The 16,297-nt window shown below is 63.6% G+C and carries 15 protein-coding genes and 2 pseudogenes; 14 read left to right on the top strand and 3 right to left on the bottom strand.

Translation table 11 applies throughout. The features are described 5' to 3' along the window. Window positions 1–3 precede the first annotated feature (3 nt). From FJW03_RS12655 to FJW03_RS12625, 7 genes are all read left to right on the top strand, one after another. A complete protein-coding gene (locus FJW03_RS12655) occupies window positions 4–1,254 on the top strand; it encodes an aconitase X (protein ID WP_140609041.1) in 1,251 nt (416 codons plus the stop codon). After that, entirely contained in the window at window positions 1,251–1,700 is a 450-nt protein-coding gene (locus FJW03_RS12650; RefSeq protein WP_140609039.1) for an aconitase X swivel domain-containing protein, read from the top strand. Before FJW03_RS12655 ends, FJW03_RS12650 begins: the two co-directional genes overlap by 4 nt. Before the next feature lie 160 nt (window positions 1,701–1,860). After that, the gene (locus FJW03_RS12645) at window positions 1,861–2,949 is read left to right on the top strand and encodes a Gfo/Idh/MocA family protein (protein WP_140609037.1); all 1,089 of its coding nucleotides are present in this window, start codon (window positions 1,861–1,863) and stop codon (window positions 2,947–2,949) included. Window positions 2,950–3,006: 57 nt separating this feature from the next. Beyond that, the gene (locus FJW03_RS12640) at window positions 3,007–3,921 is read left to right on the top strand and encodes a sugar phosphate isomerase/epimerase family protein (RefSeq protein ID WP_140609035.1); all 915 of its coding nucleotides are present in this window, start codon (window positions 3,007–3,009) and stop codon (window positions 3,919–3,921) included. Between the two features lie 18 nt (window positions 3,922–3,939). Beyond that, entirely contained in the window at window positions 3,940–5,019 is a 1,080-nt protein-coding gene (locus tag FJW03_RS12635; RefSeq protein ID WP_140766427.1) for a fatty acid desaturase family protein, read from the top strand. Between the two features lie 28 nt (window positions 5,020–5,047). Further along, window positions 5,048–5,362 carry a MocE family 2Fe-2S type ferredoxin gene (locus FJW03_RS12630; protein WP_140695105.1) on the top strand — a complete coding sequence of 105 codons (315 nt, stop codon included), beginning with the start codon at window positions 5,048–5,050 and terminating at the stop codon, window positions 5,360–5,362. Between the two features lie 44 nt (window positions 5,363–5,406). Then, window positions 5,407–6,207 (top strand): 3-methyl-2-oxobutanoate hydroxymethyltransferase, encoded by an 801-nt coding sequence (locus FJW03_RS12625; RefSeq protein WP_140609029.1) that lies wholly within the window; start codon window positions 5,407–5,409, stop codon window positions 6,205–6,207. Here the strand turns inward: FJW03_RS12625 and FJW03_RS12620 are convergent. Both FJW03_RS12620 and FJW03_RS12615 read right to left on the bottom strand, forming a co-directional pair. After that, window positions 6,172–7,683 (bottom strand): HAL/PAL/TAL family ammonia-lyase, encoded by a 1,512-nt coding sequence (locus FJW03_RS12620; protein ID WP_140766426.1) that lies wholly within the window; start codon window positions 7,681–7,683, stop codon window positions 6,172–6,174. The two genes, FJW03_RS12625 and FJW03_RS12620, sit on opposite strands and share 36 nt — an antisense overlap. Continuing rightward, window positions 7,680–8,681: an ornithine cyclodeaminase family protein gene (locus FJW03_RS12615; RefSeq protein ID WP_140695114.1), complete on the bottom strand. Its 1,002-nt coding sequence runs from the start codon at window positions 8,679–8,681 to the stop codon at window positions 7,680–7,682. The genes FJW03_RS12620 and FJW03_RS12615 overlap by 4 nt, the downstream gene beginning before the upstream one ends. 117 nt (window positions 8,682–8,798) lie before the next feature. Here FJW03_RS12615 and FJW03_RS12610 point away from each other — a divergent pair, with 117 nt between their 5' ends. The 7 genes and pseudogenes from FJW03_RS12610 to FJW03_RS12580 all read left to right on the top strand — a co-directional run bounded on the left by FJW03_RS12610 (window position 8,799) and on the right by FJW03_RS12580 (window position 15,774). Beyond that, window positions 8,799–10,244 (top strand): DHA2 family efflux MFS transporter permease subunit, encoded by a 1,446-nt coding sequence (locus FJW03_RS12610; RefSeq protein WP_140766425.1) that lies wholly within the window; start codon window positions 8,799–8,801, stop codon window positions 10,242–10,244. Window positions 10,245–10,320: 76 nt separating this feature from the next. Further along, a pseudogene (locus FJW03_RS12605) lies at window positions 10,321–10,560 on the top strand (carboxymuconolactone decarboxylase family protein); the annotation flags it as partial. Window positions 10,561–10,744: 184 nt separating this feature from the next. Then, entirely contained in the window at window positions 10,745–11,581 is an 837-nt protein-coding gene (locus tag FJW03_RS12600; RefSeq protein WP_140766424.1) for a metallophosphoesterase family protein, read from the top strand. After that, complete coding sequence (locus tag FJW03_RS12595) at window positions 11,578–12,735, top strand: ABC transporter ATP-binding protein (protein ID WP_140766423.1); 1,158 nt, start codon at window positions 11,578–11,580, stop codon at window positions 12,733–12,735. Before FJW03_RS12600 ends, FJW03_RS12595 begins: the two co-directional genes overlap by 4 nt. Further along, on the top strand, window positions 12,728–13,651 hold the full coding sequence (locus tag FJW03_RS12590; protein WP_140766422.1) for a carbohydrate ABC transporter permease: 924 nt from the start codon (window positions 12,728–12,730) through the stop codon (window positions 13,649–13,651). The genes FJW03_RS12595 and FJW03_RS12590 overlap by 8 nt, the downstream gene beginning before the upstream one ends. Beyond that, the gene (locus FJW03_RS12585; protein ID WP_140766421.1) at window positions 13,648–14,484 is read left to right on the top strand and encodes a carbohydrate ABC transporter permease; all 837 of its coding nucleotides are present in this window, start codon (window positions 13,648–13,650) and stop codon (window positions 14,482–14,484) included. Before FJW03_RS12590 ends, FJW03_RS12585 begins: the two co-directional genes overlap by 4 nt. A gap of 24 nt (window positions 14,485–14,508) precedes the next feature. Continuing rightward, entirely contained in the window at window positions 14,509–15,774 is a 1,266-nt protein-coding gene (locus FJW03_RS12580) for an ABC transporter substrate-binding protein (RefSeq protein WP_140609014.1), read from the top strand. 52 nt (window positions 15,775–15,826) lie between these two features. Here FJW03_RS12580 and FJW03_RS12575 read toward each other — a convergent pair. Further along, window positions 15,827–16,261 (bottom strand): annotated as a pseudogene (locus FJW03_RS12575) (amidohydrolase family protein); the annotation flags it as partial. Window positions 16,262–16,297 lie beyond the last annotated feature (36 nt).

The following is a 16,297-nucleotide window of genomic DNA, read 5'->3' as shown; positions in this document are numbered from 1 at the left end:
CCGATGACTTTGGAATTGACTGTCGGAGATCAATCCATGCTCGACGGCGAGCAAGGTCCATCGGCCGCAGCCGCCATGAAAACCCTCGTCGCCTTCTCCAAAGCCGTCGGAGCAGGCAGCCTGCTCGACATCACCGGCGCCCATATCGATGGCTGTCTCTATCACGGCAAGGCAGGGCTCGATTTCGTCGAACGGCTGGTCGAGGGCGGCGGCCGCGTGCTGGTACCGACGACGCTCAATGTCGGCTCGTTCGACCTCATCCATCCAGGCATGGTGAAGATGGCGGCAGCGGAGGAAGTGCCAGCGCGACGGCTGATGAAGGCGCATCTGGAGCTTGGCTGCCAGGCGACCTTCACCTGCGCGCCCTACCAGACGCGGTTCCGGCCCGAATTCGGGCAGCAGATAGCCTGGGGCGAATCCAACGCCATCGTCTTCGCCAATTCGGTCATCGGCGCGCGTACCAACCGCTATGGCGACTTCATCGATCTGTGCTGCGCCATGACCGGACGCGCGCCGGCCTGGGGCTTGCATCTCAGCGAAAACCGGCGCGGGCGCATCCTGTTCGAACTGGCGGTTGCCGATCCGGAACCGAGCGACAGCCTGTTTGTCGGCGTCGGGCTGATCATCGGGCAAGCAAGCGGCGATCGTGTCCCGGTTGTCACTGGCCTGCCGCAACCGCGCGACGAGGACCAGTTGAAGGCGCTGGGTGCCGCGGCCGCAACGACCGGCGCCGTGGCGCTGTTTCATGCGGTCGGCATCACGCCGGAAGCGGAAACGCTTGATGACGCATTCCAGGGCATGGCGCCCGAGGAGACTATCCGTATCAGCCGTGCCGACGTCGATCATGCGTTGGCCAGGCTGTCTGGAGTGGCCGACGGTGCGCCGCTCTCGGCCGTGTCGCTGGGCACGCCGCACTTTTCCCACGAAGAATGGATGCGCCTGTTGCCCATGCTGCGCGAGGTCGCGCCTGGCAAGGGCATTCCGATCTATGTCAGCACCGGGCGGGCGACGCTGACGCGGCTGCAGGAGGAGGGCGCGCTTGACGGCATGGAGGCGTTCGGCCTGATCCCCGTCGCCGACACCTGCACCTATGTCACCGCGATCCTCGAACGGCTCGACGGCGTGGTTATGACTAATTCCGGCAAATGGGCACATTACGCGCCGGGCAATATCGGCGTGACTGTCGCTTTCGCCGAGATGAGGGATTGCATCCGTTCCGCCGCTGTCGGGCATGTCGTGCGAGGTACGTCATGAGCAAGCTGATCGAACGAGCAGGCAGCTTCCAACTGATCGGCGCAGCAGAGGGACACAGCTTGGTGTTTTCGCAGCCGCTCAGCTTCTGGGGTGGCATAGATGCCGAAACCGGCGACATAACAGATCATTCGCACCCCGGCCTCGGCCAGAACGTCGCCGGCAAGATCCTCGTCATGCCGAGCGGGCGTGGGTCGTCTTCCTCGTCCTCTGTCCTGGCCGAGGCGATCCGCCGGGGCACGGCGCCCGCAGGTATCCTTCTGGAGAGGCCGGACCCGATCCTCGCCGTCGGCGCCATCGTCGCCGAGTTTCTTTACGGGATCAGTATGCCGCTCGTGGTTTGCGACATTGCGGGCATCGCCTCCGGCGGGCGCATTGCGATCGGTGCTGGCGAGGATGGCGGGGCGGTCGTCAGCTTTGTCGATGCCGCGGTCGCTGAGGTTCAATAAGATAGAACATCACTCTTCGACGCCGCGCCCAACTGAGCCGTCCTTTTTGCATTTGAACCTTCGCGGCTCTCACCTCCATTGTGCTGATGGGAAATGATGGTGCAGGCCTTGGCCGATGCCGGGGCCATGGCGTTATATCCAGTTTCTCGGGGAGGATTGGATGGCGAGCATGGGTTTCGAGCCGGACGTCAAGGTGCGCGCCAGGGAATACCGGATCGGCTGCGTCGGCGCCGGTATGATCATGGCCGAGTGCCACCTGGGCGCTTACGCCCAGGCCGAATTTCCAGTGGTGGCGATCGCGTCGCGGACGAAGGCCAGCGCCGAGAAGGTCGCCACACGCTGGGACATCCCGACCGTGCATGACACGCCGGAGCAGCTGATCGAAGACAACAATGTCGAGATCGTCGACCTTGCCTTTCCTCCCGACCAGCAGCCGGCGTTGATCCGCCACGCGCTCAAGCAGAAGCACATCAAGGCGATCCTGGCGCAGAAGCCGTTGGCGCTGTCAGTCGAGGAAGCCGTCAAGCTGCGCGACGAGGCGGCGATTTCAGGCAAGATCCTCTCGGTCAACCAGAACATGCGCTACGACCAGTCGATGCGCGTGCTGAAGCAGATCATCCACAGTGGCGCGCTCGGCGACATCGTCTTCGCGCAGATCGACATGCACGCGATCCCGCACTGGCAAGCCTTCCTCGCCGATTACGACCGGCTCACACTTGCCAATATGAGCGTGCATCATCTCGACGTGCTGCGCTTCCTGTTCGGTGATCCCCTGGAGATCACCACGTTAACGCGCAAGGATCCGCGCACGACGTTCGAGCATTCCGATGGCATCACGGTGTCGACCTTGCGGTTCCCTTCCGGCGTGCTCGCTGTGTCGCTGGAGGATGTGTGGTCCGGGCCCCGTCAGCAGGGCTATCGAGACGATCAGCACATCAACTGGCGCGTCGACGGCACCAAGGGTGTCGCCAAGGGCACGATCGGCTGGCCGACAGGCGTGGCATCGACCTTGACCTATGCCTCGACCGAGACGACCGGCGGAGAATGGGTCAGTCCGAGCTGGGACACGATGTGGTTCCCGCACGCCTTCATCGGCGTGATGGAGCAGCTTCAATATGCCGTAAAGACCGGCACGCCGCCGGCGCTGTCGGTCGCCGACAACGTCAAGACCATGGCGCTGGTCGAAGCCGGCTATCGCTCGATGGCAAAAGGCCGCACCGTCAGGCTCTCCGAAATCTCGACCGACTGAACATCCGGCCACGGATTAGTATGGCCACTGAATCGCTTACCGGGAGGACTTCACCCCATGATGCAGGCAGGTATCTTTACAGGCTATTTTCCTTACGAGCTGGATGAGGCCGCCAGGCGCATCCGCGGGCTCGGTTTCAACACCGTGCAGCTCGACCTGCATTTCAGGGATATCGACCTGTCGGCGGGACAGATCACCAGGGATAAGGCAAAAAAGGTCCGCGATACATTCCGCGACCACAATCTGCCGGTCTGCTGCATTTCAGGCTACACCAACATCATCCATCCCGACAAAGCCGAGCGCGAAAGGCGCGTCGGCTATCTCAAGGAGATCATCCGCAACGCGCGCGATTTCGGCTCGCCCTATGTGATCTCCGAAACCGGCACCTACAACACCGAATCCGACTGGGTGCATCATCCCAGGAACAAGACCGAAGAGGGTTTCGAGGAATGCCGCAAGGTGATCTCCGACCTTGCCCGGACGGCCTATGACCACGGCGCGGTGTTCCTGCTCGAAACCTATGTCAACAATGTCGTCGGCTCGGTCGAGGAGACGGTGAAAATGTTCGCGCAGGTCGATCACCCCGGGCTCGGCCTGTTGATGGACCCGACCAATTATTTCGAGGCCCACAACATCGATCGCATGGACCAGGTGCTGAACCAGGTGTTCGACACGCTGGCCGAAAAGATCAGGATCGCGCACGCCAAGGACGTCAAGCGCTCGGGCGGCGACAAGTCGGAAAAGCATGCGGACATCGGCGACGAGAACGCCCATGAGGGGCTGACATTCCGTGGCGTCGGCGAGATCGAACTGCCCGCTCCTGGTCTCGGCTCGCTCAACTACGATCTCTATCTCAGACGGCTCAGCGAGAAGCACCCGAACATCCCTGTCATCATCGAGCATCTGACCGAGGACGACGTGCCGCGCGCCAAGACATTTCTGGACGGGAAATTCCGCGCCAACGGCCTTTGAGGCCAGCGGGAGAAGACGATGGCGAAGCGCGACTACAGCCTGGTCGGCGAAAGCACACGGATCGCGATCGAGACCGGCCTGGCCTCGGCCGAGTGGTATCACACCGACGTGCCGCGCAAGGCGATGAAGGAGTTGATGCGGCGCTGCGACGGCCCGGCGATCCGCGACACGGCGATCTGGCTCGCGGCGATCCTGGGCTCGGCCGCCGGGATCGTCTGGTTCTGGGGCTCGGGGTGGGTGGTGCCGTTCCTGTTCGTCTACGGCGTGCTCTACGGCTCGTCCAGCGACTCGCGCTGGCATGAATGCGGCCACGGCACGGCGTTCCGCACGCGCTGGATGAACGACGTGGTTTACCACATCGCCTCCTTCATGCTGATGCGCAATCCCGTGCAATGGCGCTGGAGCCATGCCCGCCACCACACCGACACCATCATCGTCGGCCGCGATGCCGAGATTGCCGTCATGCGTCCGCCGGACCTGTTGAAGGCGGCGCTGGCCTTCACCGGCATTCTCGACTTCCGCTATTCGCTGCCGACGCTTGTGCGCCAGGCTTTCGGCACGCTGTCTGACGACGAGAAGAGCTACATCCCGGAGATGGAACAGCCCAAGGCCGTGGTCGCGGCCCGCTGGCATGTCGCCATCTATGTCGCGACGATCGCTCTCGCGATCGGGCTTAGATCATGGGTGCCGCTGGTGCTGATCGGTGTGCCGCGCCTCTACGGCACCTGGCATATGGTGACGACCGGCCTGCTGCAGCATATCGGCCTTGCCGACAATGTCGTCGATCACCGGCTCAACACCCGCACCGTCTACATGAACCCGATCAGCCGGTTCATCTACTGGAACATGAACTACCATGTCGAACACCACATGTTCCCGATGGTGCCCTATCACGCGCTGCCAAGGCTGCACGAACTGATCAAGCACGATTTGCCGGAGCCGAACCCGTCGATGTGGCATGCCTATCGCGAGGTCTGGCCGGTGCTGCTCAGGCAGCTGAGATACGAGGACTATTACCTCAAGCGTGAACTGCCGCCGACGGCCAGACCCTATCGCGGCGAGTTCCATGGGGCCGATATGTCGGCGGCGGCCGAGTAGCGATCGCCAATGTCGTGAGGAGCCCGAGATGGCCAATTGGGTTGAAGCGTGCGCGGTGGACGACGTCGAGGAAGAGGATGTCATTCGCTTCGATCATGGCGGCCGCACCTTCGCGGTCTACCGTTCGCCGGATGACGAGTTCTTCGCCACCGACGGCTATTGCACGCATGAGAAGGCGCATCTGGCCGACGGGCTGGTGATGGACGACATCATCGAATGCCCGAAACACAATGGCCGTTTCAACTACAAGACCGGCCAGGCCAAGGGCGCGCCGGTCTGCGTCAATCTCAAGACCTATCCGGTCAAGGTCGAGGCCGGTAAGGTGATGATCGAGATCGACTGATCGGCCGACATGGCATCCCCAACACAATGAAGGAACAAAGTTCGATGAGCCGAAAGAGACCGACCGTCGCCGATCTGCGCGCGATGAAGGGTAAGCGCCAACTGACCATGCTGCGTGTTCTGACCCTGGACGAGGCCGAGGCCGCCGAACGGGCAGGGGTCGACATCGTCTCGGTGCCGCCCGAACTGGTGCTCAACCCGCAATACCGCGATGCAGCCCCCAGCCTGTTCACCATGCCGGGCGAGAATTTCTTCGAGATCGGCACGGCGGATGATTTCGTCCGCTGGGCCTTCCGCCTCTACAAGGCCGGCGCCGACGCGGTCTATTGCAGCGCCGGCTACGCCACCATCAAGCGGATGGCCGACGATGCTATCCCCGTTATCGGCCATGTCGGCCTCATTCCATCGCGCGCGACCTGGACCGGTGGCTTCAAGGCCGTCGGCAAGACCGCCGACGCCGCCATGCAGGTTTTCGAGGCGGTGAAGCAACTGGAGGCGGCCGGCGCCATCGGCGCCGAGATCGAAGTGGTGCCGGTCGAGGTGGCGAAGGCGATCTCGGAGCGTACTCCGCTCATCATGCTGTCGATGGGGGCGGGCACGGGCTGCGACGCGCAATATCTGTTCGCCGAGGATATTCTTGGCCAGAACCGTGGTCACATGCCCCGCCATTCCAAAGTCTATCGCAACTTCGCCGCCGAGTGTGACCGGCTGCAAGCGGAGCGGGTCGCCGCATTCTCCGAATATGTCGCCGACGTCAACAGCGGCGCCTATCCCGAGGACAGGCACATCGTGCACATGGATCCGGCCGAGCTACGCCTGTTCCTGGACAAGGTCAGCCTGATGTAAGGTCCAATTCCCGCTGGCAAGCGCGGCATGGAGCGCTTCGGCGTCGATGCCGAGCGGCCTGTCCTCCTTCAGCACCGGGACGAGCGCACGGATCCCCGCGTGGACGGCCGATATACGTGGTGCCAGCACCAGCCCTTCACGCAGGTCGACGGCCTGGGCGGCGGCCATCAGTTCGAAGGCGATCAACCGCCGCCACAGCATGATCATCCCGGCGCATTTCGCAACGGCGAGCGGCGACTGGGTCGCGTGGTCCTCGACGCCTTCCGAGATGGGCAGGAAATCGAGCATCACCGGATTGGCCTTGTGGCGGATGGCGGCCAGGATCGAGGTCACCGTCTTTTGCAGCGGCACGAAACCAGCCGACGCGCCGCCGACCGGGGAGAGATATTTTGGCAGGCCGTTACGACCGGAACCGGTGAGCTGGATGAAGCGGGCCGCACTCGCCGCGGCGCATTGCGCGATCGCCAGACTGAGCGTCTCGAAGGCGAGCGACAGGGCAGCCGTGTGGAAATTGCCTGTCGACATCACCACGCCGTCGTCGCCGAGCACCAGCGGGTTGTCGGCCGCGGCATTGAGCTCGATCTCGACGGCCCGCTTTGCCTGGGCGATTGCGTCGATCAGCGCACCGTGGATCGATGGCATGCAGCGGATCGAGAGCGGGTCCTGCAGGGTTGTCGGCGCCGGTGCCTCGTCGCGGGCGAGAAGATCATGCAGCGCCTTGGCGGCTTCCTGCTGGCCGGCCGCCGGGCGTGCCATGTGCAGGCGCGGATCAAGGATGGTGCGGTTGGCGCCGATGCCTTCCATGGTCAGCGCGCCGGCCTGCTGCTGCTGGACAAGGGCCGACAGCGTATCCGTCACCACGAGCGCGCCGCTGCCGGCGGAGACCGCCGAGGCGTTGACGAGCGACAGCCCGTCCTTGGGCGCTAGGCGGATCGGGGCAAGGCGGGCCATCATCAGCGCCTTTGCCGCCGGCATTCGTCGTCCCTGATAATCGGCCTCGCCTTCACCGATCAGCAGGCGGGCGAGCGCGGTCATCAGCACGAGGTCGCCGGCGCCGATGGAACCGAGCGACGGCATCACCGGATGGACACCGGCATTGAGGGCGTCGACCAAAGCGACGAACACGGCAGGCGAAAGGCCGGAGCCACCGGCCGAAAGCATCGATGCGCGCGCGACCATGGTGGCGCGGACAGTCTCGGTCGGCAGCGTTTCGCCGACCGCTCCGCTGCGCCCTTCCAGCAATTGGCGCTGGAAAGCGCTGGCGTCGCCTTCGACCGTCGTGCCGAGATTGGCGCCAAGTCCGGTGTTCAGGCCATAGATATGCTGGCCAGAGGCGGCGGCATGATCGAGCACTTTTCGCGCCTCTTCCAACCTGCCGATGACATCGGGTCCGATTTCCACCTTGCGCGCTTCACGGGCGACCGCGGCGACATCGCCTGTGCCGATGCGGGCTCCGGTGAGGACCAGCGCGCTCATGCGAAGCGCAGCCTCTGGCCGATGCCTTGGGCTTGCGCCTTGGACAGCATCGCCTTTCCGAGCGCAATGTCGGAGAGCGACAGGCCGCGATGCCAGAACAGGATTGTTTCGTCGTCGCTTTCGCGACCCGGCTTTAGACCGGCGGCGATCTGGCCAAGCTCGGCATGCAGCGTCTTTTCGCTGAGCCGCCCGGTCTCGACATGGGCCCGCAGCGAGCCGAACTTGCCGCCCTTGCACTGGCCCCAATCGTCGACGACCATCTTCTGCATGATGTCGGTCAGCGACAGTTCCACCGCGCTCATCGTGCCATAGGGTACCACAAGCGCGCCGGGCTTGATCCATTCGGTCTTGAGTAGCGGCTGCGGCTCCGGCAGACGCGAGGCCTCGACGACGATGTCCGCTCCCTTGACGCAGCCTTCCCAGTCGGCCACCGCCGTTACCGTCTTGCCGAGATCGGCCGACAGTTTGGCGGCAAAGCCGTCGCGGCTTTCCGGGCGGCGCGAATGGACGCGGATCTCGTCGAAGTCGCAGAGATGGTCGAGCAGCCGCACGTTCCAATAGGCAGTGCCGCGCGCGCCGATATGGGCCAGCACCTTGGAATTCCTGCGCGCCAGATGCTTGGCGCCGATGGCGGTGACCGCGCCGGTGCGCATGTCGGTGATGACGGTGGCGTCGAGAATGGCGCGCGGCGTGCCGGTGCGCGGATCCAACAGATTGAGGATGCCGAACTCGGACGGCAGTCCGTGCAGATAGTTGTCGACATAATCGCCGACAATCTTCACGCCCGCCGCATCGAGCGGCGCCACATAGCCGCGCAGCACGTTGAAATGGCCGTGGAAGGACGGGTCGGGCTCCAGGTGGACGCGCGGCTCGATCACCGTCTGGCCCTTGCCCTGCGCCACGAGCCCGGCCTCGACCGCGCCGATGATTTCCGCATCGGTCATGGCAAGGGCGTCGATGTCGAAGGCATTGAGATAGTCGATATAGATGGGCTTCATGCGCGCACTGTTCCTCGGGAGCCCCCACTCCCTCCATAACAGGCAAACAGGCGATACGAAAGTTTGTTGGATAACCTATGGACTGAGCCAGCCGGATGCTGTTCAAACCGGGTCGTCATGACTGCTCTTTCCCAAGACGAAGCCCCACCTCAACCCACGACGACAGCAGCAACAAACGCGCGGCGCGTGGCGCTGATCGTTGCCATCGCCTTCTTCATGCAACTGCTGGATTCGACGATCATCTCGACGTCGCTGCCGCAGATGGGCGCCTCCTTCGGCGTGCCGGCAGTGGCGATGAGCATCGGCATCACCGTCTACATGCTGACCATGGCGGTGTTCGTGCCGCTATCGGGCTGGCTCGCCGACCGGTTCGGCGCGCGCAACATTTTCCTCGTCGCGATCGCGCTGTTCACGCTGGCCTCGCTTGCCTGCGGCTTCTCCCGGGACCTGACAGAATTCGTCGCCGCACGCGCCGTGCAGGGCCTGGGCAGCGCGCTGATGACGCCGGTCGGGCGCATTCTTGTCTTGCGCAATGCGTCGAAATCCGAACTGCTCAACGCCACCGCGCTGATCACCTGGCCGGCGCTGTTCGCGCCCGTGGTCGGGCCTGTGCTTGGCGGCTTCATCACCACCTATCTGTCCTGGCACTGGAATTTCTTCATCAACATCCCGCTTGGGCTGATCGGGCTGGGGCTTGTCGCCCGCTTCGTCCCCGGCGACCGTGAGGCCGATCCCAAGCCGCTCGATTGGCCGGGTTTTTTCCTGACCTCGCTCGGGCTCGCCTGCCTGCTCTATGGCCTCGAGCGCTTCGCGCATCCCGAGGATGGCATGCTGCCGACGGTGCTGCTGATCGCGGCGGGGATCGTCGTCGGCTGGCTGGCGGTGCGGCATCTCCGGCGCGCCCCGCACCCATTGCTCGACCTGTCCTCGTTCAAGGTGCAGACCTTCGCCATCTCGACGCTGGCCGCCGGCACCATCTTCCGGGTGGCGATCAACGCGACGCCGTTCCTGCTGCCGCTTTTGTTCCAGGTCGGCTTCGGCCTCTCGCCCGTAGATGCCGGCATGATGATCCTGGCCTATTTTCTCGGCAATCTTGGCATGAAGACGGTGACGACGCCGACGCTGCGGCGTTTCGGTTTTCGCTCGGTGATGGTCGTCAACGGCATCACCGCCTCGGCCTCGATCATGGCCTGCGCGGCGATCTCGCCGCAGACACCGCAGGCCCTGGTTGTCGTGCTGATGCTGATCGCCGGTCTGTCGCGTTCGATGCAGTTCACCGCGCTCAACACGCTGGCCTTTGCCGATATCGCCGCGGCGCAGCGCAGTTCGGCGGCGACGCTGTCGTCGATGCTGCAGCAGGTGGCGATGCTGTTCGGCGTGGCGGTGGCGGCGGCGACCCTCAACCTGTCCCAGATCGCCAGGGATGGGCCGGCACTCGACCTCGTCGATTTTCGAATCGCCTTCCTCGCGATCGGCGCCATCGGGCTGGTGGCGGCGCTGCGTTTCCTCGTGCTGCCGCAAGGGGCAGGTGCCGAGGTTTCCGGTCACGCGGCGAGGAATTGAAATCGAATTTTCCAGTCGACGCGTAGGTGAATTCCGCACCGATCGTTTGCCTTGATGCGATGCTTTCGCGCATCCCGATCTCGTCAACAATTTCTGGCGCGGGCTGGCCAATGATCCGGTGTCGACGGCGAATGATTGCTCCTACTGTGTCCGCTCGCACACGTACTGTGTCTACTCGCACACGGCGGCGGCGCGGGCCATGGGCATGACCGAGGCGCGGCATGGCGAGCTGGTTCGATCATCGGCTGGCCGCCCAGACCAATCATCTGGTTACGGGATGCAGATTCCGGTCGATCCGCAATTCGAAGTGAAGTGAGATGAGGCTTCCCATCTCCCACAAAGGGAGAAGGGATCAGCATCACGCCGCCAGCCGGCCGATATGCACGGCGGGAACTTTTGTCCCCATGCTGTTAAGGAAGTGACATGTAACGGCACTATGGAAGCCTCACGCGAAGTGGTCGCCTGGGGTTCTCCAGCGTCGGCCCCGCAGTGGAGCCGTCATGAAAATCGTTCAGATCACCGACACCCATTTCAGCCCGACGAAGCCACACTTCAATGGCAATTGGCAGCCGCTGGCGGCCTGGATCGAGCAGAGCGGCGCCGACCTTGTCATCCACACCGGCGACCTCAGTGTCGACGGCGCCGACAGGGACGATGACATCGCCTTCTGCATGGATCTGATGCAGGAAATCTCGAAGCCGATGCTGATCGTGCCCGGCAATCACGATGTTGGCCATCTGCCCGGATCGCTGCAGCCGGTCAATGCCGGGCGGCTCGATCGCTGGCGCCGGCTGGTCGGCCCCGACTACTGGATGGAGGACGCCGGAAGCTGGCGGCTCGTCGGGATCGACAGCCTGCTGATGGGTTTCGACGACGCCGAGGAAGAGGCGCAGTTCGAATGGCTGCGGACCATGCTGGAAAGCCGCGGCGGCCGGCGCGTCGCGCTCTTCGCCCACAAGCCGCTCTTTATCGACGAACCGGGTGAGGGCGATACCGGCTACTGGAGCGTCCGCCCGGCACACCGCCAACGCCTCTACGATCTGATCGCCGCTCACGATGTCGCGCTGTTTGCAAGCGGTCACCTGCACCGGGCGTGGCAAGGCAAATACGATAACACGTCGCTGGTGTGGGGCCCATCGGCGGCCTTCGTCGTCGGCGACATGGAACGCGATATGCCGGGCGAGCGGCTGCTCGGCGCTGTCATGCATGATTTCGGCGACACGGTCTCCAGCGAGATCGTCGCTATTCCAGGCATGACCATTCACGTCCTCGACGATGTGGTCGAGGAGGTCTATCCGCACGAGGCGCACAAGGTTCGAAAGCGGGTCGCGTCATGAGCGCGCTCTCGCTTCGCGGCCTGAAGAAGTCGTTTGGCGGCAACGCCATCCTGAATGGAATCAGCCTCGATGTGGAACCCGGCGAGTTCATTGCTCTCGTCGGTCCTTCGGGGTGCGGCAAGAGCACCTTGCTGCGTATCCTGGCAGGGCTCGACCATGCCGACAGCGGCGAAATCGTCGTCGGCGGCAAGGACATGTCGCCGGTCGCCGCGGCCGACCGCAACATCGCCATGGTGTTCCAGTCCTACGCGCTCTATCCGCATCTCACCGCCGGCCAGAACATCGCGGTTCCCTTGGCCATGAAGCGGCTGAGCGGGGCGCAGCGCTTGCCGGTGATCGGCTCATTGCTGCCCGGCCAGAAAGATATTCGCGCCGGTATTTCACGCGACGTGCGCGAAATGGCGACTGTCTTGAAGATCGATCATCTGCTCGACCGCAAGCCGGGGCAGATGTCGGGTGGCCAGCGGCAGCGCGTGGCGCTGGCGCGCGCCATGGTGCGGCAGCCCAGCATCTTCCTGATGGACGAGCCGCTTTCCAACCTCGACGCGAATCTGCGCGTCCATGCGCGCGGCGAGATCGTCGAACTGCACCGCCGCGCCGGCGTGCCGACGCTCTATGTGACGCACGACCAGGCCGAGGCACTTTCGATGGCCGACCGTGTGGCGGTGATGATCGGCGGCAATCTGCTGCAGCTGGCCGCGCCCGATGTGATATACAACGATCCCGCCCATATCGAGGTCGCGCGTTTCGTCGGCCAGCCGAGGATCAACATCGTCCAGGCGCAGGCCGAAAGCGGCCGCGTCGGCTTCGAGGGCATCCGGCTGGCCCTGCTGGAGAAGGTGGCGACCGGTCCGGTCAGCCTCGGCATTCGGCCTGAGTTCGTGAAGCTGTCACCGAACGGGCGGAGCGGCATTGCCGGGCGGATCGAGCGTCTCGAATTCCTCGGGTCGGAAGTCATTGCCCATTGCCGGCTCGACGCCTCCGGCGAGACCGTCATCGCCAAGCTCGTGCCGCACGAGGCGAGGGAACTGATCGCGGGAATGCCGGTGGGCGTCCTTGTGCCCATCGAACAGGCCATGGTCTTTGGGCCGGAGGGAAGGCGTCTGCGCATCGCCGGCACGACGGGCGCGCGGCAGGAGCCGGCCTATGTCTAGCGTTGCGGTGCCGGGCAGGGTCCCGAGTGCCGCCGCGCTTCGGCAGCGCAGCGAAGACCGGACCGCCTGGCTGCTGGCATTGCCGGCCATCGTGCTGTTGCTGTTGTTCGTGCTCTTGCCCGTGGCCGCCGTCATCTTCCTCGGCTTCACCGATTTCGAGCTCGGCTATGGCAAGTTTCGCCTGGTCGGCTTCGAGAATTACGCACATCTGCTGGGCGACCGCACCTTTCGTCGATCGCTGTGGAACACATCGGTCTATACGGCGATCGTCGCGCCGGTCTCGATCGTGCTTGGCCTGGGCGTCGCCCTGCTGATCGAAGGCGAGGGGCGCGCGCGCGGCTTCTTCCGCACCGTTTACTTCCTGCCCGTCGCCTCGCTGATCGTCGCCATGGCGACTGTCTGGCAATATATCTTCCACCCGACGATCGGGCCGCTCAACGCGCTGCTTTCGCTGGCCGGCATTCCCGGCCCGAACTGGCTCGGCGCGTCGAATACTGTCCTCTACAGCCTGTCGATCATCGGAATCTGGCAGTCGGTCGGTTTCAACATGGTGCTGTTCCTGGCCGGCCTGACGGCGATCCCGCGCGAGCTCTACGCCGCTGCTCACGTCGACGGCGCGAGATCGGCGCTCGACCGGTTCTTCCTGGTCACTTGGCCGATGCTCGGACCGACGACGCTGTTCGTCGTCACCATCAGCATCACCAATGCGGTGAAGGTTTTCGAAACGGTGAAGATGCTGACCGATGGCGGCCCCAACAAGGCCTCCGAAGTGCTGCTCTTCACCATCTATCAGGAAGGGTTCGTCTATCTGCGCGTCGGCTACGCCTCGGCGATGACCGTCGTCTTCCTGGCGATCCTGGTCGTGCTGATGCTTCTGCAATACCGCGTGCTCGATCGGCGGGTGCACTACACATGACAAGCACCCCCATCCCCGCAGGCCGCATCATCCGCTTCGCGCTGCTTTCGCTTGGCGCGCTGATGATCCTCGCGCCCTACATCTTCATGATCTCGACGGCGGGCAAGACGCAGAGCGACATCTTCACGTCGTCGCTGTCGCTCATCCCCCAGCATTTCTACTTCGCCGAGAATTTCGCCAAGGCGCTCAACAAGGTGCCCATGGCAACGCTTTTGTGGAACGGCGTGGTGGTGTGCGGCCTGATCTTCTTCTTCCAGGTCGCGGTCGCGATTCCTTGTGCCTACGCCATGGCCAAGCTGAAGTTCCGGGCCGCGCGGCTGATGATGGTGCTGGTCATGCTCGGCCTGCTGGTGCCGATCCATGCGACGGCGCTGCCGCTTTATGTCGCCTTCGACAGACTGTCCCTGCTCAACAGCTACACCGCGCTGGTGGCGCCGTTCACCATATCGGTGTTCGCGATCTTCATGTTCCTGCAGTCCTTCCGCGCCATGCCCGACGACCTGCTACACGCGGCACGGCTCGACGGAATGTCCGAGCTCGGCATCGTCGCGCGCGTCATCGTGCCCAATGCATGGCCGGCCGTCACCGCATTCGCGATCTTTTCCGTCGTTGCGCACTGGAACGATCTCTACTGGCCGCTGATCGTCGTCAGCAAGCAGGCCTACGCCACGCCGCCGCTCGGCCTGATGTATTTCCGGGCCGCCGAGGCCGGCGACGACTATGGCGCGCTGATGGCCGCCACGCTGATCATCACCCTTCCTCTCGTCGCCGCCTTCCTGCTCGCGCAGAAGCGGTTCGTCGAAGGGATCACCATGACCGGTCTCAAAGGCTGACCGGACCAACAAGGAGCACGAGCAATGAAGCATTTCTCAAGGATCTTTGCCGCAACGGCGCTGTCGCTGGCGGCGGCCCTTCCGGCCTATGCCGAAACGACGCTGACGGTTCACTATCCGATGCCAGGCTTCTTCAAGAACGTGATGGACACGATCTCGAAGAAGTTCATGGAAGAAAATCCCGACATCAAGATCCAGTTCGCCAGCCCGTCGGCGACCTATGAGGAGGGTATCCAGACCATTCTTCGCCAGGCCGGCACCGACGAAATGCCCGACATCACCTTCATCGGCCTCAACCGCCTGCGCATGCTCAACGAGCGCAACGTCGCCGTCGATCTCGGCCCGATGGTCAAGAAGGAAGGCAACATGGCGGAGCTCGGCTTCTCCGACACGATCCTGAAGCTGGCCCAGGTCAACGGCAAGCAGGTTGGCCTCGCCTTCGCCACCTCAAATCCGATCATGTATTACAATGCCGACCTGGTGAAGGCGGCCGGCGGCGATCCGGACAATCCGCCAAAGACCTGGGACGAGGTGATCGCGCTCGGCGGCAAGATCAAGGCGCTCGGCAACGGCGTCGACGGCATCGATTTCCGCTGGCAGGGCGATGACTGGATGTTCTCGGCGCTGCTGTTCGGCGCCGGCGGCAAGATGCTGAACGACGACGGAAGCAAGGTCGCCTTCAACGGGCCGGAAGGCGAGAAGGCGGTGGAGATCCTCGAGCGGATGGTGAAGGAGGGCGGCATGCCGGTCTTCACCAAGCCGGCTGGCGAACAGGCTTTCGCGGCCGGCAAGGTCGGCTTCGAGTTCCAGACCACCGGCGCCCTTGTCAACACGATCAAGAATGTCGGCGACAAGTTCACGTTGCGGACCGCCAAGATTCCGCTGATCGATCCGGTCAATGGCCGTCTGCCGACCGGCGGCAATGCCGTGGTCATCCTGACCAAGGATACGGCCAAGCAGGACGCCGCCTGGAAGTTCGCCAAATTCGCCGCCGGTCCCTATGGCGCCTCGGTCGTCGTGCCGGGCACGGGCTACGTCCCCAACAACGAGCTTGCGGCGAAATCCTCCGACTATCTCGGCGATTTCTACAAGAAGAACCCGCTCTTCCAGGCCGGGCTCAGCCAGATGCCGCTGATGGTTCCGTGGTACGCCTTCCCCGGCACCAACGGTGTGAAGGTCACACAGACGATCGTCGACAATTTGTCGCGGATCGTCGACCAGTCGGCGTCGCCCAAGGACGCGCTCGCCGACGCGGCGGGCGACGTCGAAGGCATGCTGCCGACGCAGTAAGGATCGCCACAGGCTTTTGCCTTCTCCCACGGGAGAAGGCAAGGTCCGGCGCTCACACAGGCTTGTAAACTCGCTCCGCCGTGTTCCAGAAGATATCAGCTTGTGCCGTCGGCCCATGTTTCGCGACCGCATCGCGGTGCGCCTTGATCAGCTCGGCGTGACTGGTCCAAAGCTTCTCGATCGGAAAGTTCGAGCCGAACATCAGATGGTCCGAGCCCAGAATGTCGATGGCGTTGTCGACGATATAAGCGATCAAGGCGGGGTCCTTGCGGTGGACGAACGTGCCAAGACCTGAGAGCCTCGCGTAGAGATTGGGTGCCGCCGACAACGTGCGCAGGCCGCCTTTCCAGGCCTCGGTGGTTTCCTTGTCCATGCCGGTCAGCATACCGGCATGGATGAGGATGAAATTGGTTTCGAGATTTTCCCCAACCAATGTCAGCCCGTCCTTCATCTGAGCAGGGAAAAGCTGCAGGTCGAAGGACAGGCCAGACTGAGCGACAGGCACCAGAACGAATAAGGCTTC

Source organism: Mesorhizobium sp. B4-1-4 (genome assembly GCF_006439395.2).
Classification (GTDB): Bacteria; Pseudomonadota; Alphaproteobacteria; order Rhizobiales; family Rhizobiaceae; genus Mesorhizobium.
This window is presented reverse-complemented; position numbering and strand designations above follow the sequence as displayed.